The sequence below is a fragment of the Erwinia papayae genome, from assembly GCF_058241465.1.
Genome location: NZ_JBZCHT010000009.1, coordinates 1,771,047 through 1,793,248, shown reverse-complemented (window position 1 = coordinate 1,793,248; position 22,202 = coordinate 1,771,047). Strand labels below are relative to the sequence as shown.

The 22,202-nt window shown below is 53.9% G+C and carries 21 protein-coding genes, 1 pseudogene and 1 riboswitch; of the genes and pseudogenes, 17 read left to right on the top strand and 5 right to left on the bottom strand.

All coding sequences use genetic code 11. From position 1 onward, the window contains the following. Positions 1-4: 4 nt before the first annotated feature. Together AC3RPL_RS13260 and AC3RPL_RS13255 are read left to right on the top strand one after the other, a co-directional pair. On the top strand, positions 5-2,548 hold the full coding sequence (locus tag AC3RPL_RS13260) for a fimbria/pilus outer membrane usher protein (protein ID WP_490740354.1): 2,544 nt from the start codon (positions 5-7) through the stop codon (positions 2,546-2,548). After that, a complete protein-coding gene (locus tag AC3RPL_RS13255) occupies positions 2,548-3,561 on the top strand; it encodes a fimbrial protein (protein ID WP_490740353.1) in 1,014 nt (337 codons plus the stop codon). Before AC3RPL_RS13260 ends, AC3RPL_RS13255 begins: the two co-directional genes overlap by 1 nt. A gap of 46 nt (positions 3,562-3,607) precedes the next feature. Here AC3RPL_RS13255 and bioA read toward each other — a convergent pair whose 3' ends face one another. Beyond that, positions 3,608-4,897, bottom strand: a complete 1,290-nt coding sequence (gene bioA / locus AC3RPL_RS13250) for an adenosylmethionine--8-amino-7-oxononanoate transaminase (protein WP_490740352.1) — start codon at positions 4,895-4,897, stop codon at positions 3,608-3,610. 88 nt (positions 4,898-4,985) lie between these two features. Between bioA and bioB the strand changes: the two genes are divergently transcribed. From bioB to AC3RPL_RS13220, 6 genes are all read left to right on the top strand, one after another. Then, positions 4,986-6,017, top strand: a complete 1,032-nt coding sequence (gene bioB / locus AC3RPL_RS13245; protein WP_490740351.1) for a biotin synthase BioB — start codon at positions 4,986-4,988, stop codon at positions 6,015-6,017. After that, a complete protein-coding gene (gene bioF / locus AC3RPL_RS13240) occupies positions 6,018-7,175 on the top strand; it encodes an 8-amino-7-oxononanoate synthase (RefSeq protein WP_490740350.1) in 1,158 nt (385 codons plus the stop codon). Beyond that, positions 7,159-7,914 (top strand): malonyl-ACP O-methyltransferase BioC, encoded by a 756-nt coding sequence (bioC, locus tag AC3RPL_RS13235; RefSeq protein WP_490740349.1) that lies wholly within the window; start codon positions 7,159-7,161, stop codon positions 7,912-7,914. The genes bioF and bioC overlap by 17 nt, the downstream gene beginning before the upstream one ends. Next, positions 7,907-8,581, top strand: a complete 675-nt coding sequence (bioD, locus tag AC3RPL_RS13230; protein ID WP_490740348.1) for a dethiobiotin synthase — start codon at positions 7,907-7,909, stop codon at positions 8,579-8,581. The genes bioC and bioD overlap by 8 nt, the downstream gene beginning before the upstream one ends. 309 nt (positions 8,582-8,890) lie before the next feature. Further along, positions 8,891-9,118 carry a hypothetical protein gene (locus AC3RPL_RS13225; protein ID WP_490740347.1) on the top strand — a complete coding sequence of 76 codons (228 nt, stop codon included), beginning with the start codon at positions 8,891-8,893 and terminating at the stop codon, positions 9,116-9,118. 175 nt (positions 9,119-9,293) lie between these two features. Continuing rightward, positions 9,294-9,620, top strand: a complete 327-nt coding sequence (locus tag AC3RPL_RS13220) for a hypothetical protein (protein ID WP_490740346.1) — start codon at positions 9,294-9,296, stop codon at positions 9,618-9,620. A 429-nt stretch (positions 9,621-10,049) separates the two neighbouring features. Here the strand turns inward: AC3RPL_RS13220 and AC3RPL_RS13215 are convergent, their stop codons facing one another. Next, entirely contained in the window at positions 10,050-10,769 is a 720-nt protein-coding gene (locus tag AC3RPL_RS13215; RefSeq protein WP_034941501.1) for an ABC transporter ATP-binding protein, read from the bottom strand. Positions 10,770-10,972: 203 nt separating this feature from the next. Between AC3RPL_RS13215 and AC3RPL_RS13210 the strand changes: the two genes are divergently transcribed. Together AC3RPL_RS13210 and uvrB are read left to right on the top strand one after the other, a co-directional pair. Further along, on the top strand, positions 10,973-11,356 hold the full coding sequence (locus AC3RPL_RS13210) for a hypothetical protein (protein WP_490740345.1): 384 nt from the start codon (positions 10,973-10,975) through the stop codon (positions 11,354-11,356). 301 nt (positions 11,357-11,657) lie between these two features. Continuing rightward, positions 11,658-13,682, top strand: coding sequence for an excinuclease ABC subunit UvrB (gene uvrB / locus AC3RPL_RS13205; RefSeq protein ID WP_490740344.1), 2,025 nt, complete (start codon positions 11,658-11,660; stop codon positions 13,680-13,682). A 174-nt stretch (positions 13,683-13,856) separates the two neighbouring features. On the opposite strand, the gene AC3RPL_RS13200 is transcribed toward uvrB, so the two are convergent. Further along, entirely contained in the window at positions 13,857-14,765 is a 909-nt protein-coding gene (locus AC3RPL_RS13200) for a gluconeogenesis factor YvcK family protein (RefSeq protein WP_490740343.1), read from the bottom strand. Positions 14,766-14,946: 181 nt separating this feature from the next. Beyond that, a riboswitch (molybdenum cofactor riboswitch) is annotated at positions 14,947-15,077 on the top strand. Between AC3RPL_RS13200 and moaA the strand changes: the two genes are divergently transcribed. From moaA to AC3RPL_RS13165, 7 genes and pseudogenes are all read left to right on the top strand, one after another. Further along, on the top strand, positions 15,064-16,053 hold the full coding sequence (moaA, locus tag AC3RPL_RS13195) for a GTP 3',8-cyclase MoaA (RefSeq protein WP_490740702.1): 990 nt from the start codon (positions 15,064-15,066) through the stop codon (positions 16,051-16,053). (Overlaps the previous riboswitch by 14 nt.) 17 nt (positions 16,054-16,070) lie before the next feature. After that, positions 16,071-16,586 carry a molybdenum cofactor biosynthesis protein B gene (gene moaB / locus AC3RPL_RS13190; protein WP_490740342.1) on the top strand — a complete coding sequence of 172 codons (516 nt, stop codon included), beginning with the start codon at positions 16,071-16,073 and terminating at the stop codon, positions 16,584-16,586. Positions 16,587-16,589: 3 nt separating this feature from the next. Beyond that, entirely contained in the window at positions 16,590-17,075 is a 486-nt protein-coding gene (gene moaC, locus AC3RPL_RS13185) for a cyclic pyranopterin monophosphate synthase MoaC (RefSeq protein WP_490740341.1), read from the top strand. Next, a complete protein-coding gene (moaD, locus tag AC3RPL_RS13180; RefSeq protein ID WP_490740701.1) occupies positions 17,068-17,313 on the top strand; it encodes a molybdopterin synthase sulfur carrier subunit in 246 nt (81 codons plus the stop codon). Before moaC ends, moaD begins: the two co-directional genes overlap by 8 nt. A 2-nt stretch (positions 17,314-17,315) precedes the next feature. Further along, a complete protein-coding gene (moaE, locus tag AC3RPL_RS13175) occupies positions 17,316-17,768 on the top strand; it encodes a molybdopterin synthase catalytic subunit MoaE (protein WP_490740340.1) in 453 nt (150 codons plus the stop codon). Positions 17,769-17,880: 112 nt separating this feature from the next. Further along, on the top strand, positions 17,881-18,984 hold the full coding sequence (locus AC3RPL_RS13170; protein WP_490740339.1) for a DUF1615 domain-containing protein: 1,104 nt from the start codon (positions 17,881-17,883) through the stop codon (positions 18,982-18,984). A gap of 238 nt (positions 18,985-19,222) precedes the next feature. Further along, positions 19,223-19,932: pseudogene (locus tag AC3RPL_RS13165) on the top strand (Bax inhibitor-1/YccA family protein). An 87-nt stretch (positions 19,933-20,019) separates the two neighbouring features. On the opposite strand, the gene AC3RPL_RS13160 reads toward AC3RPL_RS13165, so the two are convergent. Both AC3RPL_RS13160 and clsB read right to left on the bottom strand, forming a co-directional pair. Then, positions 20,020-20,970, bottom strand: a complete 951-nt coding sequence (locus tag AC3RPL_RS13160; RefSeq protein ID WP_490740338.1) for a lysylphosphatidylglycerol synthase domain-containing protein — start codon at positions 20,968-20,970, stop codon at positions 20,020-20,022. Next, positions 20,970-22,202, bottom strand: coding sequence for a cardiolipin synthase ClsB (gene clsB / locus AC3RPL_RS13155; RefSeq protein WP_490740700.1), 1,233 nt, complete (start codon positions 22,200-22,202; stop codon positions 20,970-20,972). Before clsB ends, AC3RPL_RS13160 begins: the two co-directional genes overlap by 1 nt.

Below are 22,202 nucleotides of genomic sequence, written 5' to 3'. Positions count from 1 at the left end.
TGCTATGAAAGCACTGAGCACTTTGCTCTCCCATGCCATGTTGAAAGCGTTATTTTCTGGTGGAGTCATCACTTTGTTATGTTGCGAGGTACAGGCCTCAGCCAGTTTTAATACCAGCCTGATGGTGGGAGACTCTGCAAAAGCGGAATGGAATGATGCCGGTAAGACGCTGTCAGCAGGCCTTTACTCTCTGGATATTTATGTTAATGGTGAATGGCGGGGTAATCTTCCTGTAAAAATTGCCGACAGTAAAACTTTTTCAGTCCAGCCGGACACGATTAAGCTGCTTTCAGTTCGCTATAAAAATAATAACCCGGCTGATAATGCCGAATGGATTAACGTGTCGGAACTGCTTCATGGTGGTAATGCAAATCTTAATTCGGGTTTATTAAGACTGAATCTGACCATTCCTCAGGCGTATGTCATCACCCGGGATCCCCGCTGGATCGCGCCTGAATTGTGGGACAGCGGCATCAATGGTGCTTTCACTAATTACAACCTCAACTATTACAATTTTCAGCGTAAAGACGGCTACAGCAATATTGATAATATTTTTCTTACTCTGAATAACGGGCTGAATATGGGCGGCTGGCAACTACTTGACAACAGTAATTATCTCCGTAGCCGACGTCATCAGGGGTTATGGACCACCCAGTCTCGTTATGTTGAGCGTGCACTGCCATCTTATCGTTCGCTGGTCCGTTTTGGAGACAGCTATACCCATTCGCCCTGGTTTGAAAACCTGCGTTTTCGGGGCGTTACGCTCAGGCAGGAACAGAGAATGTTTCCGGATGCTTATCGCACTTACATGCCGGTGATTCGCGGCATCGCCACCGCTAACTCGCTGGTCAGGGTGTATCAGAATAATACGCTTATTTATCAGCTTACTGTGCCGCCTGGTCCGTTTGAAATTGCCGATTTGATGCCATCAGGGGCGCGCAACGATCTGACCGTTGAGGTGGCGAATGCCGATGGCACCACGGAACGTTTTATTGTTCCCTGGTCAACCGTCAGCGACATGCTACGAACCGGTTCAGCTGAATGGATGCTGAATGCGGGCAATGTGCAGATTCGTGGAGTGGAATACCATCCGGACTTTGTTCAGGGAAGCGCCTCTTATGGCCTCAACAATTACCTGACCGGCTACGGGGGCACCACACTGGCCAGAGACTACCACTCTTTGCTGCTGGGAAGTGCCATCAGCGTACCGATGCTGGGATCATTTTCCAGCTCGGTGGATCTTGCTTCTGCACGTTTTAACGATGACGGAGTCAGGCAGGGACAACGCTGGAAATTATCCTGGAGTCGCTATTTTCCCGGTAATCTTAATCTTTCGCTGGCAGGCTGGTACTACCGCACTCCGGACTATTACTCCTTTTATGATGCTGTCCAGGTTAACGCCATCAGGCTGAATAAATCTGGCAGCCAGACATGGAAAAGAAGTCGGCAGAGTTTCAGCATCAATCTTGACCAGACGCTTCCGCCCGGGTGGGGGCGTGTCGCCATGACCGGGCTGTGGCGGCAATACTGGAACAGTGAACAGTCATCCCGCCAGTTCAGCCTGAGCTGGAGCAATATGTTTCATCAGGCAAACTGGAGCCTGGCGATTAGACGTAGCTTTTACCAGTACGACAGTAATGACGGCAGCGACGACGATCAGCTGCAGAGTGATGTTAATCGTAAACGCTATGATGAAAGCCGCATCGATTTTACCGTTACCCTGCCTTTTAACTGGTCTGGCAACAGCACCAGTGCCACGCTGCGCAGCACCCTGAAAAACGGTAAATACAACGGTATTCAGACCGGGATCGCCGGTTCAACATCGCACCTCGATTACCATCTCAATTACAGTGAAGACCGTGCTGACCATTCGTCGGTAGCCGGATTGTGGAGTGCCTGGCGTACACCTTATGCGCGACTCAGCAGCAATTTAAGCCAGGCATCCCGTTACCGTCAGGTAGGTGCGGGCGTCAGTGGCAGCGCGGTACTCTGGCAGGGCGGTGTGCTGGCCTCCGGCACCAGTGGAAATACCTTCGCCATTCTCGATGCACCGGGTATTGCCGATGCAACGGTGAATGGCAATGCCAACGCCAGCACCAATCGTAACGGGCAGGTGCTGGTCACTTCAGTGACGCCCTACAAAATGAACAGTTTCCGGCTGCTGGAGAGGAATGACCGGCAGGATGATGGCGAACTGAAGGGCAATATAGGTTATGTCGCGCCCTGGGCGGGCAGTATCAGCTATATCAGATATCAGACCGACACCCGCAAGGTTTATACCCTTACGGCCGGATTAGCTAACGGCGAACCTCTGCCTTTTGGGGCTGATATTACCGATGCTGATGGCACTCCGCTGGGCTATGTTGCCCAGGGGAGTGAGCTCTACATTAAATCAGAGAGGCTACCGGCATCACTGGTTATCAGGCTGACAGCAGGGACAACACGCAAAAGCTGCCGGATAGCGAATCCAGATATCAATAGTCATAACCGTTGCGTGCCGTCAGACGATGCTGGCTTTCAACGGGCCGCTGAAACAAAGGAACAGTAATGATGAATATCCGATTGCGGCTTTGCGCCGGAGTGCTGCTGATGTGTTCCTCTGGTTCCTGGGCAGGATGTGCGCTGAAAAGTGGCTCCACGGTGCAGGCCACAGATGCGATAAATCTTTCCGATTTGCTCACCAGTCAGGACAGCTATACAGAGACACGGGCAGGAAGCTGGATGATCCCGATAACCTGTTACGCTTTATTTATTAATTCGAATAACGTGCATTACATCAGCCCACTGGCAAACGGTTACTGGATAAAATTCAGCGATGCATCAGGCACCGACCGCTGGCTTAAACTGAAGACCAGCAATTATCTCAGTCCGGAAAACCACACCAACGGTGACTGGATACTGAATGGTTCTACTTACCTCTACACGCTGACGGTGACATTATTGACGGAGGATCCGGGGATCACTGACAGTAATTATTACAGCATTGCCTCAGGCAACAGCGCCACGGTGGTGACCATGGCCCTGAATAATGCCAACCTTGATTTTACCGGAAAGGTTCCGACGGTAGACGAAGTTGCACAGGTGGTGGCAGCGGGCAGCTGGACCAATAACTATCTGGGTTATCAGTCGCTGACGATAACCTTCAACCCGGCGGAAACCACCTGCCAGATGCCCGACCAGACGATAACATTACCCTCGGTGTCGCTGGACATGTTGCGCACTGGTCTGACTGATGGCCGCACCGCTTTCACCCTGCCGGTCAGCTGTAGCAACACGCTGGGGGGCGTTGCAAGCCGTTCGGTTAATGCCCGGCTTTTCAGCACCGACCTGATTGACAGTAACCAGCAAATCATGCGCAACGCTTCCTCGGGCTCATCCGGTGTGGGAGTGGCACTGACCACCGCCACAGGGGATCCGGTCACGCTATCCACAACTGCCGGTGCTGAGGGGCAACGTCGCTGTTCAGACTCGCCAGAGGCGCGGCCATCGTCGATCCGATCATTGAACTCTACGCGGCTTATAAAATCTTCGACGCCTCAGCGCTCAGTCCGGGAACGGTGATTGCCACCGCCACGCTGTGGTTTAACTATGACTAGCCGGGCTGCGGTCAGCGGCTGAATAGCGAAGGATCATCCAGCGCATCGGCTATAGCCTGGCTCAGCTTTGACAGGGCTTCGGGTGCGATCAGATAGGGTGGCATCAGATAAATCAGTTTGCCGAATGGGCGTAGCCAGACACCCTGCGCCACGAAGAAGGCCTGGATGCGTGCCATATCAACCGGCTGGTGGGTTTCAATCACCCCGATGGCCCCCAGCACTCTGGCATCAGCAACCACCGGCTTCTTCTTCAACGGCAACAGGGCCGCGCGCAGCGCAACTTCAATGTTGGCAACCTGCTGCTGCCAGAGGCCTTCCTGCAATATTGCCAGGCTCTCCGAGGCGACCGCGCAGGCCAGCGGATTAGCCATAAAGGTGGGACCATGCATAAAGCAGCCTGCTTCTCCGTTGCTGATGGTGCTGGCGACATCGCGCGTGGTGAGCGTGGCGGAGAGCGTCATGGTGCCGCCGGTCAGCGCTTTGCCAACACAGAGAATATCCGGCGCAATTTCCGCATGCTCACAGGCAAACAGCTTGCCGGTACGACCAAAGCCGGTGGCGATCTCGTCGGCAATCAGCAGCAGATGGTGGCGGTCGCACAGCTCGCGAACCTGCTGCAGATAGCGGGGGTGGTAAAAGCGCATGCCGCCCGCGCCCTGTACCACCGGCTCAAGGATCACGGCGGCCAGCTCATTGGCGTGCAGGGCAATCAGACGGGCAAAATCATCAATATCGTCCTGCTGCCACTCTGCACCAAAACGGCACCGTGGCGCGCGGGCAAACAAATGGTCAGCAAGATAGCCCTGATACAGGCTGTGCATTGAGTTTTGCGGATCGCATACCGACATGGCTGCAAAGGTGTCGCCATGATAACCGTTGCGCAGCGTGAGAAAACGCTGGCGGCGTTGACCACGGGCCTGCCAGTATTGCAGGGCCATTTTCATCGCCACTTCAACCGCCACTGACCCGGAATCTGCCAGAAAAACACAATCCAGCCCCGCTGGTGTCATCGCTACCAGCTTACGACACAAGGCCACCGCCGCCGGATGAGTAATGCCGCCAAACATCACATGTGACATCTGTTCAATCTGTGTAGTCATCGCCTGGTTCAGACGGGGATGGTTATAGCCGTGAATAGCGGCCCACCAGGAAGACATACCGTCAACCAGCTCGCGTCCGTCATCCAGAAAAAGCGACGTTCCGCGTGCAGCAACCACCGGGTATACCGGCAGGGGATGACTCATGGAGGTGTAGGGATGCCAGATGTGGTCACGGTCAAACGCCAGGTCGGAAGGAGTCATAAATGTCTTGTAAACCAATTTCAAAAAAATTAGTTTACAGCCACAAGCAGTCAAAAACCATAAACGACCGACTTTTTTGGAGCAAGCAATGGCAAATCGCTGGACAATTCCACAGGCTCAGGCCCTGTTTGACAAGCCTTTTTTAGAACTGATGTTCGAGGCACAGCAGGTTCATCGCCAGCACTTTGACCCCCGTCAGGTTCAGGTCAGCACCCTGCTGTCGATTAAAACCGGTGCCTGCCCGGAAGACTGCAAATATTGCCCGCAAAGTGCGCGTTACAAGACCGGACTGGAATCCGAACGGCTGATGGAAGTGGAGGAGGTGCTGACCTCTGCCCGTAAAGCCAAAGCCGCAGGATCTGACCGTTTTTGCATGGGCGCGGCCTGGAAAAATCCCCATGAGCGTGACATGCCTTATCTGGAACAGATGGTGAAAGGGGTAAAAGCCATGGGGCTGGAAACCTGCATGACACTCGGTACGCTTAGCGGCGACCAGGCGGCACGTCTCGCCAGTGCCGGGCTGGATTTCTACAATCACAATCTTGATACCTCGCCGGAATTTTATGGCAGCATCATCACCACCCGCACCTATCAGGAGCGTCTCGATACCCTGGGTAAAGTCCGTGATGCGGGGATCAAAGTCTGTTCCGGTGGCATCGTCGGCCTGGGAGAAACGGTCAACGACCGTGCCGGCCTGCTGGTGCAACTGGCTAATCTGCCTACCCCACCGGAAAGTGTGCCAATCAATATGCTGGTGAAGGTAAAAGGCACCCCGCTTGCAGACAACGAGGATGTCGATCCTTTTGATTTTATTCGCACCATTGCCGTTGCCCGCATTATGATGCCTGCCTCTCACGTCCGTCTGTCTGCGGGGCGCGAGACGATGAGTGAACAGACCCAGGCGATGTGCTTTATGGCCGGAGCAAACTCCATTTTCTACGGTTGTAAACTGCTGACCACGCCGAACCCGGAAGAAGACAAAGATCTGCAACTGTTCCGCAAGCTGGGGCTGAACCCGCAGCAAACCACCACGGATGCCGGGGATAACGAGCAGCAGCAGGCGCTGGCGGGGCAGCTTCTTCATGCCGATACTGACCTGTTCTATAATGCGGCGCTGTAAATGAGCTGGTCAGAACGTATCAGCCTGGCGCTGACGCAGCGCCGGGAAAAAGGACTCTTTCGCCAGCGCAGCGTGAATCACCACGCCGATGCGCGAACGCTGCACACTGGCGGGCGTCGCTACCTCAACTTTTCCTCCAATGACTATCTGGGATTGAGTCGGCATCCACAGATCGTTGCGGCCTGGCAGCAGGCGGCGGAAGAGTATGGCGTTGGCGCAGGCGCTTCCGGGCATGTCAGCGGATATGGCTATCGGCACCAGCAGTTTGAGCAACAGCTGGCAGAGTGGCTTGGCTATCCCTGTGCGCTGCTGTTTATCTCCGGTTTCGCGGCCAATCAGGCGGTGATTACGGCAATGCTGGCTAAAAATGACCGCATCTTCGCTGACCGGCTGGCCCACGCCTCGTTGCTGGAAGCGGCGGCCCTCAGTCCTGCCACCCTGCGGCGCTTTACCCACAATCAGCCTGAATCACTGGCACAGCTGCTGCGTCATCCACATACAACAGGTGAGACGCTGGTGGTGACCGAAGGCGTATTCAGTATGGACGGCGACAGTGCGCCGCTGGCAGAACTGCACCGGCTGACCCGGCTTCACGAGGGCTGGCTGATGGTGGACGATGCCCACGGTATCGGCATAGCTGGCGAGCAGGGCAGGGGAAGCTGCTGGCAGCAGCAGGTAAAACCCGAACTGCTGGTGGTGACCTTTGGGAAAGCGTTTGGCATCAGCGGTGCAGCGGTGCTGTGCAGCGATGACACGGCTGACTACCTGCTGCAATTTGCCCGTCATCTGATTTACAGCACCGCCATGCCTCCCGCACAGGTCTGCGCATTGCAGGCATCACTTTCCTGTATTCAGCAGGGGGATGAATTACGCCATCGACTGCGCAGAAATATTGCCCTTTTTCGTCAGGGGGCAGCGCAGCTGGGGCTGAATATATTGCCGTCCGACACGGCTATACAGCCGCTGATCGTGGGCGATGAACATCTGGCGATACAACGGGCGCAGGCGCTGAGAGAACAGGGCTGCTGGCTGACCGCTATTCGTCCGCCGACGGTCCCGCCGGGTACGGCACGGCTGAGAATAACCCTGACCGCGCAGCACCAGACAGAAGATATTCATCGCTTACTGGAGGCGTTGCAAAATGCAAACCGTCAATAAACCTGCCATTGCACAGGCTTTTGGTCGGGCCGCCACCGGCTATGATCAACACGCGGAACTGCAACGACAAAGCGGTGACTATCTGGCCACCTTTGCGCGGCGACAGCAGGGCCAGAAAATACTTGATGCGGGATGCGGAACCGGCTGGTTCAGTCAGCGCTGGCGGCGGTCCGGGAATCATGTCACCGCGCTGGATTTATCAGCCGATATGTTGCGTCATGCGCGCTCCCAGCAGGTTGCCGATGGTTATCAGTCAGGTGACATCGAAGCCCTGCCGTTTGCTGATGCGAGCTTTGACCTTTGCTGGAGCAACCTTGTCGTGCAATGGTGCAGTGACTTAAGGGTGGCCCTGTGTGAAATGCATCGGGTGACCCGGCCAGGCGGCCAGGTGCTGTTCTCAACGCTCGCCGCCGGCAGCCTGAGCGAACTGAATATTGCCTGGCAGCAGCTTGATTTATCGGCACCTGTCAATCGCTTTCTGACTGTTGATGCGATACAGCGGGCAGGTCAGCCACTGGCGGCACGTTTTCAACAGCAGACGTTGACGCTGGCATTTCCAGATGTACTTAGTGCCCTGCGCTCTCTGAAAGGCACCGGGGTGACCCATTTGCATCAGGGGCGACAGACTGCCCTGTTCAGCCGTCGGCATTTACCGCTGTTAACGCGTTACTGGCCGCAGGACAGACGCGGATTTCTGCTCAGTTACCACCTGATGTATGGAGTGATTGATTGTGACTAAACGTTGGTTTATTACCGGTACAGATACCGAAGTGGGCAAAACGGTTGCCAGCACCGCTCTGTTACAGGCGGCGAAGGCGGCAGGCTATCGTTGTGTTGGTTACAAGCCGGTGGCGTCGGGCTGCGAGCAGACGCCTGAAGGCATTCGTAACGAAGATGCACTGGCGCTGAAGCGCAACAGCGCGGTATCACTGCCTTATGATGATATTAATCCCATGGCGTTTCTGGAGCCGACTTCTCCCCATATTGTCAGCGCAGAAGAGCAGCGGCCCATTCTGTTTTCACAACTGTCAGCCGGGCTGGCAAAGTTGTCCAGTCAGGCTGACTGGGTATTAACCGAAGGTGCCGGCGGCTGGTATACGCCGCTTTCGACTGAAACGACCTTTGCCGACTGGGTAAAGCAGGAGCAGTTACCGGTGGTGCTGGTGGTAGGGGTTAAGCTGGGGTGTATTAATCATGCGATGCTTACTGCGCAGGCAATTGAGAGCAGCGGGCTACGGCTGGCAGGCTGGATTGCTAACGGCATCCACCCTCCTGGCAGACGACATGCTGAGTATCTGGCAACGCTACAACACCGCCTTTTCGTACCCATGCTCGGCGAGATCCCTTATCTGACCGACATCAATCAGTTTGACAGCCTTGCGGATTTCGTCCGGCTGCCGGAGTAATTTGATGGTCGGGTAAACAGGCCTGCGCTCTTATTTTTTTATCGGAAATTAAATTAGCGAAAGAGGGGAGTTTTCAAGAAACTGTCCATTATTCTTTGCCGCTTTATCAGATTAAACAGCCGTCTGGCATTGTTTAATCTGGTACAGGCTATTACAAAAAATCAATATTACCCGTTTTTCATCTGAGTGATCATTCAACCGGATGATCCTGCTCAGTATTAAATGCGTTTTTTCACATTTTTCTCTTCAGGGATAATGTATTATTTTCACGCTTTTTTATCAGATTGATTTTTATGATAGGGATTTAATATGGGACCTGTAAAGACGGAAGGAAGTGTCGGTTCACAAAAAATTTACCCTGATTTATCTTCAGAGTATAAAAATGGAGAGAAAAAGAATCCGGGAGGATTCTCAAAAAATTTATCATCGGTTATTAATCTTAGTGAAGATAAGCCCATTCTCACAAAGCCAGACTCATTGAAATTATCGCACGTAAAAACTTTTGGTACACTGTTAAGTAATTGTATTAAAAAATAAAGTCAGTTTTTTTGATGTCGGCAAACCGACAGATTAATGCATCTGATAACGACGTAGAGAAAGAAATTTTTCTCAGTGACGGTAGAACCTATAGAATGGTTCCGGAGCAGGAAAACACTAAAAAAACCAATAATCTGTGTGCTGGGAAAGACAATTTAACTATGAAAAAATTTTTATGTATTCAGCAACAGCAGTTGCCGCTTGTGGAGTGGGCTATTTAGTCTGTCACCGGTTTTTTGGTGAAAATAACAGTCATGATGGAGGGCTGCCTGATGGCCTGAAACCTGATAACAGTTGCGATATGAGCACAATTTCAGGTCTGGAAAAGGGTATTTCACAGGCTTATTCCGGCTGGCAGTCTGAATATGCCAATTCTCCTGAAATGAACTTCAGTTCTGATAAAATCGAGCTGGCCTCGAGTGGAGATGGATATGACTATGGCGACCAATATGGCGACGACTATGATGGTATAGATGGAAGTGGCGATAAAACTGATATTTAACTTCCTGCTATATACAGGAAGTTAAACCTGGAAAAGCCTGAACCGAAAAGAGATATTTTTCAGAACGATTGTTCTGTTAAGTATGGCGTTGTGGGCAGGGAAAAATATCGCCCGTCTGAATATGATAGCTGCCAGGTGACAGAAATATCTGAAGATTGAAAAATCCATTTAGCTGTTTTGATTTTAGCGCTCAGCTTTTACGGTGAGTGTAAAACAAGCAGAGAACGGATCTGAATCAGAGGTACGGGACTCGGTTCATCGTTACCGATATTTATCCTGCTGATCCCGACGTATCTGAGGCTCATTCTGCGTAAAAGTCATGCAGCAACAGGTTTCCGGGCTGAATAATGTCTGATATTCAGCCCGGGTGTTTCGGGAACAAACTGGCAGCGGATCTGCGCATCCATACAGGTGTCTGGCTGAAAACAATCATGTCACCGTCAGCCAGGTATTAATAATGCGTTCATCCAACTGGGCAACCCTGCCATGAGCAACATTGCGCCCACGGTGCAGCAGTAAAAAATAGTCGGCCACGCGGCGAATAAATGAAATGCGTTGTTCCAGTAGCAGGATAGTCAGACCAAAATCGTGATTCAGCCGGTGGATCAGATTACCCATTTCTTCTTCCAGCCAGGGCGACATCCCCTCCGTTGGCTCATCGAGAATTAACAACTTTGGCTTTAACACCAGCGCTCTGGCCAGCGCCAGCTGCTGCTGCTGGTCAGGCATTAACTCACCGCTGCGCTGGTGTCGCAGGGAATAGAGTGCGGGAAACAGGTCATAAACCATCTGAGGAATGGCGCGATGACGTTCATGGCCCGCGCCTGCCAGCAGGGCAATTTGCAGGTTTTCTTCCACGCTTAACTGCGAGAAAATCTGCCGCCCCTGTGGCACATAGCCAATGCCTAACGCTGCACGCTGTTCCATCGGTTGTAGCAGCAAATTCTGCGGTGGCAGATTCGCCTCCTGCCAGATCATCGAGCCGCTGTTAATGGGCAGATGGCCCATGATGCAGTTAACCAGGGTGGTTTTACCCATTCCTGACTGCCCCAGCACGCCGGTACAGGTGCCAGGAGGCAAATCCAGATCTACGTCCCAGAGAATGTGATTTTGCCCGTAGAACTGGTTGATTGAACGTAAGCTGAGCATCTGACACTCTCCTTCATACAGTTTTAGATCGCACCTGATTGCATCCACTTTCCGCTGTCTGGCTAACGGTCTTAGCTGCGCATGGCCTGCGGTTGTTGTTTCCCGCGTCTCTGCACAGGGCGGTTGTGGTAAATCATGCAACTAACGGGCCAGTTTTCAAAAACACCGAAACAGGGTAATAAAGTAAATAATCAGCCGCGTTAATGGTCAGAATTGTTAAACAATTGCCCCAGGTCATTTTCATCTGCACTTTTGTGGTGCCTGCCACCTCTTCTCCAGCACGACGGAAAGAGCCAGGGGGTAAAAAAGGCCAGCAAAAAACTGAAAAAAAAAGTAGTACTTATTCTGTAAATATGCAGTTCAGTCCCGCTAATACTTACGAGCCGGAAAAAAAAATTCAAAAAAAAATATTTGCCGCCTGCTTTATGGCGCTGGAACAATTTATACACATCAGACGGCTCAGGCGCTGTAATCAGTTATCCACTATTCCTGTGGATAAACTTGTGCATGAACGGCTGAAAACCTGCGAGAAACGAGAGCGGGTGCGGGCTGCGCTTAAGTTGGTGCGAAACTTAACTAAAATATAAAGTTGTTATATTTCAATATTTTGAATAAAAGCAAGCGACAGGAAACGCCACCTGATACCAACTCAGGCATTTTGTCAGCACATCTTGACAAATGTTAAAGCATGGCCCCCCCCTGGGGATAAAATGCCGTGCAGGGGAAGGGGGAAACATTGCGCGCATTTTCAAAAATCATTTTCCCAACAGTGGATAAACATCATGCAACACAACTGTAATTATATCCAGTATTTTTTTCTGGAAAAAATGTCAGGGCAGAGTAAAATCAGAATCCGGTGGATGTAATTTTTATGCGGGTAGCCTTGTAATGAGCAAAGTTTTTAAACTCAACTCCGAATTCAAACCTTCCGGCGACCAGCCTGAAGCCATCCGCCGCCTTGAAGAGGGACTGGAGGACGGTCTGGCTCATCAGACGCTGCTCGGCGTAACCGGCTCAGGTAAAACCTTTACCGTCGCCAATGTGATTGCCGATCTTAACCGTCCCACTATGGTACTGGCACCCAATAAAACCTTAGCAGCTCAGCTTTACGGTGAGATGAAGGAATTTTTTCCGGATAACGCCGTGGAGTATTTTGTTTCTTACTACGACTATTATCAGCCTGAGGCTTATGTGCCCAGTTCTGATACCTTCATTGAAAAAGATGCGTCAGTTAATGAACATATCGAGCAGATGCGCCTTTCCGCCACCAAAGCGCTGCTGGAGCGCCGCGATGTCATCGTGGTCGCCTCCGTATCGGCAATTTACGGTCTGGGCGACCCCGATCTTTATCTGAAGATGATGCTGCACCTGACGCGCGGAATGGTCATCGATCAACGCGCCATCCTGCGCAGACTGGCGGAACTGCAATATACCCGTAACGATCAGGCTTTTCAGCGCGGCACCTTTCGCGTGCGCGGTGAGGTGATTGATATTTTCCCGGCAGAGTCTGATGACTACGCGCTGCGGGTCGAGCTGTTTGATGAAGAGGTTGAACGGCTGTCAATCTTCGATCCCCTGACCGGGCAGATTGATTCGGTGATCCCGCGTTATACCATTTATCCAAAAACGCACTATGTTACCCCGCGCGAGCGTATTCTTCAGGCGATGGAAGAGATCAAAGTGGAACTGTCCGACAGGCGTAAAAACCTGCTGGCAAACAATAAACTGCTGGAAGAACAGCGGCTGTCTCAGCGGACCCAGTTTGATCTTGAAATGATGAATGAGCTGGGTTACTGCTCGGGCATTGAGAACTACTCACGCTATCTGTCGGGCCGCGGGCCTGGCGAACCCCCGCCGACGCTGTTTGACTATCTTCCCGCTGACGGTTTACTGGTGATTGATGAGTCGCACGTAACCATTCCGCAGATTGGCGGCATGTATCGTGGGGACAGGGCGCGTAAGGAGACGCTGGTGGAGTATGGTTTCCGGCTGCCTTCTGCGCTGGACAACCGACCCATGAAATTTGAAGAGTTTGAAGCGCTGGCACCGCAAACTATTTATGTCTCTGCCACACCCGGCAATTATGAACTTGAGAAGTCCGGTGGTGAAATCATCGATCAGGTGGTGCGTCCAACCGGGCTGCTTGATCCACTGGTTGAAGTCCGGCCCGTCGCGACCCAGGTAGACGACCTGCTGTCGGAAATTCGTAAAAGGGTGGCGATTAACGAACGTGTGCTGGTCACCGTGCTGACCAAACGGATGGCGGAAGATTTGACCGAATATCTTGAAGAGCACGGCGAACGGGTGCGCTATCTGCATTCGGATATTGATACCGTCGAGCGTGTGGAGATTATCCGTGACCTCAGACTGGGTAAATTTGATGTTCTGGTGGGGATCAACCTGCTGAGAGAAGGGCTGGATATGCCGGAAGTCTCGCTGGTGGCGATTCTGGATGCCGATAAAGAGGGCTTCCTGCGTTCTGAACGCTCGTTGATTCAGACTATCGGGCGCGCCGCGCGTAATGTGAACGGCAAAGCCATTCTTTACGGCGATCGGATCACCCCATCCATGAGCAAAGCCATTGGTGAGACGGAGCGTCGCCGTGAAAAGCAGGAACTTTATAATCAGCAGAACGGTATTGTTCCGCAGGGGCTTAACAAAAAAATTGCCGATATTCTGGAGCTGGGGCAGGGGATTAATAAGAACAAAACCAGATCCCGGGGCAAATCTTCCCGCAGTATCGTTGAAGAGGATGCGGTGGCGCTGGATATGTCGCCAAAAGGGTTGCAGAAGAAAATCCACGAGCTGGAGGCAAAAATGCAGGAGCATGCGCAGAATCTGGAGTTTGAGGAAGCGGCGCAGGTTCGTGATCAGCTGCATCAGATGCGTGAATTGTTTATTGCGGCTTCCTGAAGCTGCCCGTCGGGTGGCCGTAGCCCCGGCTGGACGGCCACTGGGTTCCGGCCGACAAAGCGTACCAATCAGCAAGCCATTTTTTCTGCCCGGTTTTGCCGTTCCGGCGCTGCCTGACAGCAGTGCCGGGCGTCTCACTCCATAAAGCTCAGCGGACAACAGGGTCGAAATGATTCAGCCAAACGACTGAACGGCGCGTTCCAGCGCGCTGTGAAGTAACTGACGATCGTGGCGGTACTGAATATCTGCCGCTTCCAGTGGTTGCTGAATAATCAGGCGATCGGTGACATTGCTGGCATTTACCGCAGGCCCAATCACCACCGCATCAATGACTTTTTTGCCAATGTATTTTTCCATCATTGCCAGCTTGTCTGACAGTGTCAGCTGCGCGGCCGCCGGGCTTAACTCTTTGCCAAGATTGCCAATAAACACCATAGTCGCAGGCGTACGGCGCAATGCCTGCGCCATCTCCGGCATCAGCAGAACCGGCATCAGGCTGGTATAAAAGCTGCCGGGCCCTATCAGGATCAAATCCGCTTCGCCCACGGCCTCAATGGCTTCCCGCGTGGCGTTGACCGTTGGCGATAACATCAGCTCCTGCGGCGGTTGCTGCATCTGATCAATTTCTGTTTCGCCATAAATCTGATGACCATCGTTGTCGATGGCGACCAGGTCAACCGGCTGTTCTGACATGGGGATCAGAAACGCATCCACCTTCAGCAAATTACGGATCAGATTGATCGCCTCCAGAGGCCGCACGCTGAGATGATCCAGCGCCTTCAGCATCAGATTGCCCAGATTATGTCCTGCCAGCTCACCATTGCCGGAAAAACGGTACTCGAACATGGCGGAAGCAATACCCGGTTCAGTGATCATCTGGTTCAGGCAGTTATGCATATCACCCCAGGCGATGCCACCTTCCGAGCGCCGGATACGTCCAGTGGAACCCCCATTATCCGTGGTGGTAACAATGCCGGTCAGACGTGATCCCAGAGGAGATAGGGCCGACATCACGCGACCAAGTCCGTGGCCGCCTCCCAGTGCCACCACGCGGTCAAGGTCGGCTAAGGTGCGATTACGCATAGAATTTTGTCCAAATGTTAAGAATTTACTGGAAAATACACGGCATTATTTTCTTATATTACGCTGACATGAGGTAAAAACGGGGTAAAAAATCGTTATATATCAAAATGTATAGCGTAATGCCGAACTGGTAAGCGTGCTGTATTAGCGGTACTATTTCGCCACCAAGACTTACCGGCCTGCGGTAAGTCACACTTAGCCCTGGCACCTAAGTCTGCGGATAGGGTGCCCCGGCCGCAACTGTTGTTGCCAGGGTGCAGAAAGAAATGCCTGCATCTCCCGTCTCTGGAAAGGTGTACTGGTGCCACAATTTACCGATAGCTTCGACCGCCGGTTTTATTATCTGCGTCTGTCGATTACTGATGTCTGCAATTTTCGTTGCAGCTACTGCCTGCCTGATGGTTACAAACCGCAGGGCACAGCCAACAAAAGTTTCCTTTCACTGGATGAAATCCGGCGGGTAACCCGTGCTTTTGCGGCAGCGGGCACGGAAAAAGTTCGCCTCACCGGCGGGGAACCCTCACTGCGTCGTGATTTTACCGATATCATCGCTGCCGTGCGCGAAAATTCTGAAATTCGTCAGCTGGCGGTGACTACCAACGGTTACCGCCTGGCGCGTGATGTGGCAAAGTGGCGCGCTGCCGGGCTGACGGCACTCAATGTCAGCATCGACAGCCTTGACGCGCGACAGTTTCATGCCATTACCGGACAGGATAAATTTCAGCAGGTGATGAGCGGTATTGATGCGGCGTTTGATGCCGGGTTCAGCAAGGTAAAAGTCAACGCCGTGCTAATGCGTCATATTAATCTTCACAGCCTGCAAACCTTTCTTGACTGGATCCGTCGCCGGGCCATTCAGCTGCGCTTTATCGAACTTATGGAAACCGGCGACGGAGGCGAACTGTTCCGCCGGCAGCATGTTGCCGGCACCGTTATCCGTGACCATCTGCTGCGGGAAGGCTGGGTTTGCCAGCCTCGCGGGCGCAGTGATGGTCCGGCACAGGTGTTTCGTCATCCGGATTACCTTGGTGAAGTGGGGCTGATCATGCCCTACGAAAAAGACTTCTGCGCCAGTTGTAACCGCCTGCGCGTGTCGGCCACCGGGAAGCTGCATCTCTGCCTGTTTGGCGACGGGGGCATTTCGCTGCGTGATTTACTGGCAGAAGATAATCAACTCAACCAGTTGCAGGCACGGATAACTGAGGCTTTGCAGGGGAAAAAGCAGACCCATTTTTTGCACCAGGGAGATACCGGCATCACGCAAAATCTCTCTTATCTCGGTGGCTAATCTTAAGGAGATCAGTAATGGCAAAATCCACGGTTGAATTTATCCCGCTTAATATTGCTCTGCTCACCGTCTCGGACAGCCGCGATGTGGCCAGTGACACCTCTGGTGACTGGTTGCAACAGACAGTGAGTGAAGAGGGACATCGGCTGGCAGACAGGGCGTTGGTGGCCGATAACCGCTACGCGATCCGCGCCGTGGTATCTGGCTGGATCGCCAGCGAAAATGTGCAGGTGGTAATCATCAATGGCGGCACCGGTTTCCACAGCAAAAACAGCACGCCGGAAGCATTGCTGCCGCTGTTTGATCGGGAAATCGAGGGATTTGGCGAGCTGTTCCGGATGATCTCCTGGGAGGAGATTGCCAGCGCGACCCTTCAGTCCCGCGCGCTGGCCGGGATGGCAAATCAGACGCTGATTTGCGCCGTTCCCGGTTCGACCGGGGCCTGCGAGAGTGCCTGGGAAAGGATCATCTGCCAGCAACTCGATGCCCGCACGCGCCCCTGCAACTTTGTTTCTCATCTGAAGAAGTGCTGAACCATGTCTGACCTGACCCACATTAACGCCGCAGGTGAAGCCCATATGGTGGATGTCTCGGCAAAAAAAGAGACCGTCCGTGAAGCCCGTGCAGAGGCCTTCGTGGTCATGCATCCCGGCACCCTGCGGATGATCATCGACGGCAGTCACCACAAGGGTGATGTGTTTGCCACGGCGCGCATTGCCGGTATTCAGGCGGCAAAACGCACCTGGGAGCTGATCCCGCTGTGCCACCCGCTGCTGCTGAGTAAAGTCGAAGTCAGCCTGAGTGCGGATGAAGAAAACAGCCGGGTAAGGATCGAATCCCTCTGCCGCCTGACCGGCAAAACCGGGGTGGAAATGGAGGCGCTGACGGCGGCCTCGGTCGCGGCGCTCACCATCTATGACATGTGCAAAGCGGTGCAGAAAGATATCCGCATTGAGTGCTGTCGCCTGCTGAGCAAACGCGGGGGGAAATCAGGAGATTTTCAGGTGGAAGATGATGATTAACGTACTGTTTTTTGCGCAGGTGCGCGAGCTGACAGGCAGCGCAGGGCTCACCGTGGACGGGGAGTATGCGACGGTGGAAGCCCTGCGTGCGGCGCTGGCGGCGAAAGGTGAGCGCTGGACGCTGGCGCTGGAATCCGGCAGGCTGCTGGCGGCGGTCAATCAGACGCTGGTTTCACCACAGCATCCGCTGCATTCCGGCGATGAGGTGGCGTTCTTTCCTCCGGTTACCGGGGGATAAAAATGGAAACCCGTATTGTTGTCGACGCCGCCCCTTTCAGCGTGGATGAAGCGTATCGCTGGTTGTCGGCCAGTGATGAAGATGGTGCGGTCGTTACCTTCACCGGTAAGGTTCGCAATCATAATCTCGGCGATAAAGTGGCCGCCCTGACGCTGGAGCACTATCCGGGGATGACGGAAAAAGCGTTGGTGGCGATTGTCGCGGAAGCCCGCCAGCGTTGGGCAGTGCAGCGCGTTATGGTTATCCACCGCACGGGTGAGCTGTTTCCGGGCGAAGAGATTGTGCTGGTTGGCGTCAGCGCGGCTCACCGTTCAGGCGCATTTGCCGCAGCGGAGTTTATTATGGATCAACTGAAAACCCGCGCCCCTTTCTGGAAACGCGAAGCCACGGCAGAGGGCGAGCGCTGGGTGGCCGCCCGGGACAGTGACCAGCAGGCGGCCGCTCGCTGGAAATAATCCTGAGACGACCGCTGCTCTGATGCAGCGCGCGGCAGAACCGATATCCTTACCTCCGCATACTGACAGAAAAATAAATGGCCTGACGGAACCGGCCGTGACAAGGAAAATAATGAATTACTCCCCCATTAAGCGTGTTGCGCTGTTGGCCCTGCTGGTGCTGGCAGGCTGTAGCAGCAAGCCGACGTCGCAGGGGCCGGAACGACGTCCGGCCGATATTAAGGCGCAGATTAACCAGCTGCTCCCCCCGAAAGTCACCGACCGCCAGGGCTGGAGTGACGACATTATGGTCGCCATAAACAGCCAGGGAATTGACCCTTCCGTCAGCAACCTGTGCTCGGTGATTGCCGTTGCCGACCAGGAGTCCGGTTTTAATGCTGATGCCAGCGTGCCCGGCCTGCCGAAAATTGCATGGGGAGAGATTGACCGTCGTGCCGCGAAGTTGCACATCCCGGCTATCCTCGTGCGCACCGCGCTGATGATTAACTCATCCAACGGCAAAAGTTACGCCGAACGCCTGGACAAGGTTAAAAATGAAAAAGAGCTGAGTGCCATTTTTGACGATTTCATCAATATGGTGCCAATGGGACAGAAGCTGTTCGGCAACCTTAACCCCGTCCATACCGGCGGACCAATGCAGGTGAGTATTGCCTTTGCAGAGGCCCATGCCAGCGGCTATCCATACCCGATTAACGGTACCCTGCGTCAGGAGGTGTTTACTCGCCGTGGCGGCGTCTGGTTTGGCACTCAGCATCTGCTGGGCTACCCGGCCAATTACAGCAAACCGCTGTATCGCTTCGCTGATTTCAATGCCGGTTGGTATGCCAGCCGCAATGCGGCTTTCCAGGCGGCGGTCACCCGCCTGAGTGGGATCCGGCTGGCGCTCGACGGCGATCTGATCCAGTACGATTCCGATGTGGCCGGTTCAACCGAACTGGCGGTACGCACGCTGGGGAAACGTCTGGATATGAGCAACAGCGCTATACGACGTGCGCTGGAAAAGAGCCAGACGCAGGCATTTGAGAAGACGACTTTATGGCAGCAGGTGTTTACGCTGGCGGATAAAGAGGCCGGAAAACGCCTGCCGCGTGAGATGCTGCCGGGCATCAAACTGGAAAGCCCGAAAATCACCCGTAATCTGACCACGGCGTGGTTTGCTCAACGGGTGGATGGCCGCTATCAGAGCTGCCTCAGCCGTGGCGGCGCTGCCCGCTGATCGTGCTGAACGGTTTTTTCTGCTGAAAAAAAGCGCGGTGGGGGCTGGCTTGACCTGGTGTGACTGTGCCAGACTCACTGCTTACCGTTTTATATCCTTCATATTTCAGGTTGCAGGTGCGTTGGCTGCACAAGCGCACCCCGGTCACTTACCTGAGTAAGCCTCCGGGGATTTACTTGCTGCAACCTGAATTATCTGGGGCATACAATTACCTTCACGTTCTTAAAAGGGGAGCATCATGGACAGATATCCACGCAATGGCGGTTCCATTGTTTCGCCTGCCAGACCGGGCTACAAACCTATATGGCCCAGGTATATGGCTGGATGACCTGCGGTCTGCTGCTGACCGCCTTCGTTTCGTGGTTTGCGGCCAACACCCCGGCGGTGATGGAGCTGGTTTTTGCCAACCGCATCACCTTCTTTGGCCTGATTATTGTTCAGTTGGGGCTGGTGTTTGTCCTGTCCGGCATGGTGCATAAACTCAGTGGCGCGGTGGCGACCGGGCTGTTTATGCTCTACTCGGCGCTGACCGGCCTGACGCTGGCCAGCATTTTCCTCGTCTACACCTACTCCTCAATCGCCAGTACTTTTGTGGTGACCGGCGGTATGTTTGGCGTAATGAGTTTCTGGGGATACACCACCAAACGCGACCTCAGTGGTTTTGGCAGCATGTTGTTTATGGCGCTGATTGGTATCGTGCTGGCATCCCTGGTCAATATCTGGCTGAAAAGCACCGCGCTGATGTGGGCTGTGACTTACATCGGAGTGCTGGTGTTTGTCGGGCTGACCGCCTATGACACGCAAAAACTAAAAAATATCGGTGAGGAGATCAACGTCAACGACAAAGAGAACCTGCGCCGTTACTCAATTTTGGGCGCGCTGACCCTCTATCTGGACTTTATCAACCTGTTCCTGATGTTGTTACGTATTTTTGGCAACCGGCGTTAACCGGCGTGGCGGGGGCGGCCCCCCGCCAGCCACCGATGGGCGTTATATAACGCCCTTTTTATTGCTGGCGTGAACAGACTCCGCTCTTCACCGGTCGATCGCCTGCTGATTTTTCCGGCGCAGGCTTTTTGCCTGACTCTCCAGCCCCAGATAGAGCACCAGCGCCAGCAACAGCGGCGCGATAAAATAGAGCACCCGATACGCCAGCAACGCCGCAATAATTGCGCCATGCGAGAGGTGTTCGCCGCTAAGCAACGCCAGAAACACCGCTTCCAGCACGCCGATGCCTGCCGGAATATGAATAATCACCCCGGCAATACTGCTGATCAACAACACCCCCAGCACCTGCGGATAGTCCACCTTCTGCGCCAGCAGCAGCCAGATAATGGCTCCCATCACCAGCCAGTTAGCCCCGGATACCGCAAACTGCAACATCGCCATGCGAAATGAGGGCAGTGCCAGCTGATGGCCCTTTACCGCCCAGCGGCGGCGCGGGGAGAAGGCACAAAATGCCAGCCACACCACCACAAAAGCCAGCAGCGCCACGCCGATTACCCGTAACGTCCCTGCGCCGATAAACCAGCCGGCAGGCACCGGCACCCAACCTGCACTGAACACCACGCCAGAAACCAGCACATAGCCCAGCCAGTTAGTGGCAATACTGAGCGAAAAAATGCGGGTGATGGTCCTGCTGTCCAGTCCCAGCCTGGAGTAGAGTCGATAGCGCATTGCCACGCCGCCAACCCAGGTGCTGAGGGTCAGATTAAAGGCATAGCAGATAAACGACACCAGCATCACCTGGCGCTTTTGCAGCTTATGTCCACAATACGCCTGGCCAATCAGATCGTAGACGCCATAGGTCAGGTAGCTTACTGCCACCAGCGCCACCGAAACCAGAACAGCCACCCGGTTGTAGTGGAGAATGACCTCCATCACTTCCTGCCAGTCCACTTTGCTGGCGTAAAGCACCAGCAGCACCGTGACCGCAATAAAAAACAGCCACGTCAGCACTTTTTTGAACCATTTCCGGCGGGTCATCAGGATTTCATCCTCTCTTCAGCGTCCACGCGATCCTGCGTTTCCATTTCAGGCTGCACTGGCGGGGGCACCTGGGCAAGTTTTGGGGTATGGGCAGGCAGCCAGCCTGCGATGGCCGGGAAGTGGCGTAAAAAATGGAACACCACCACGTTTTTAACCATCTGCCAGGCGTTTTGCGGCGGCAGTTCATCTGCCATCACCTGTCGGCACTCGTCCTTCAGCAGCCTGTTAAGTTCGTGACGTAATACCTGGGTGAAAGCAGGATCGTCGATCATCAGGTTGGCTTCGAGATTAAGCGACAGGCTCAGTGGGTCGAGATTGCTGGAGCCCACGGTGGACCGGGCCTCATCCTGTACGGCAATCTTGGCATGCAGCGGGCGGCGGATATATTCATAAACTTCCACCCCCCCGCCCACCAGATAGTTATAGAGCAGCTCAGCACCCACCTTAACAATCGGCATATCGGGTTCGCCCTGCACAATCAGCTTTACCCTGACGCCACGCTTTGCCGCGTGACGCATCTCCCGCAACAGATGGTAACCCGGAAAAAAGTAGGCGTTGGCGATGATCACTTCCTGCTTTGCCTCACGCAGCATGGCAAGATAATGCTGCTCGATATCGTCGCGATGGTCTTCGTTATCCCGCCAGACAAACAGCACCTGAGTCTTACCCGGCGTGGCGTGGCGTGAGGGCCGAGCTGAGCGCGCACGTCGCCAGCGCCCGGGCGTTTGCTGGCTGAACGCCTGAAGCAGATAGCGACTGATATCATCCACCACCGGACCACGCACCTCCACGGCATAATCCTGTTTAGCCTCGGGGCCAAAGCTGACGTTGTGCTCGGCAGAAAAGTTAATCCCGCCAACAAAGGCAATCACGCCGTCGCAGACCACGGTTTTGCGGTGCAGACGACGAAAAATATTGGTTCGCATACCAAACACCCGTGGTCGCGGGTCGTACCAGATAAAGCGCACGCCTGCTGAAGTGAGGCTACTGATATAATCTTCAGACAGTTCGTGCGAACCGTAACCATCGACCATCACTTCAACCTTCACACCGCGTCGGGCGGCTGCCAGCAATACATGATGCAGCTGGTTCCCCACCTCATCTTCAAACAGAATGAAGGTTTCCAGCAGCACCGTTTCTCTGGCCCGTCGGATAGCTTCAAACACGCGGGGAAAATAGTCCTCGCCGTTGATCAGCAGCCGCAGCCGGTTACCGTCACGCCATTGCAT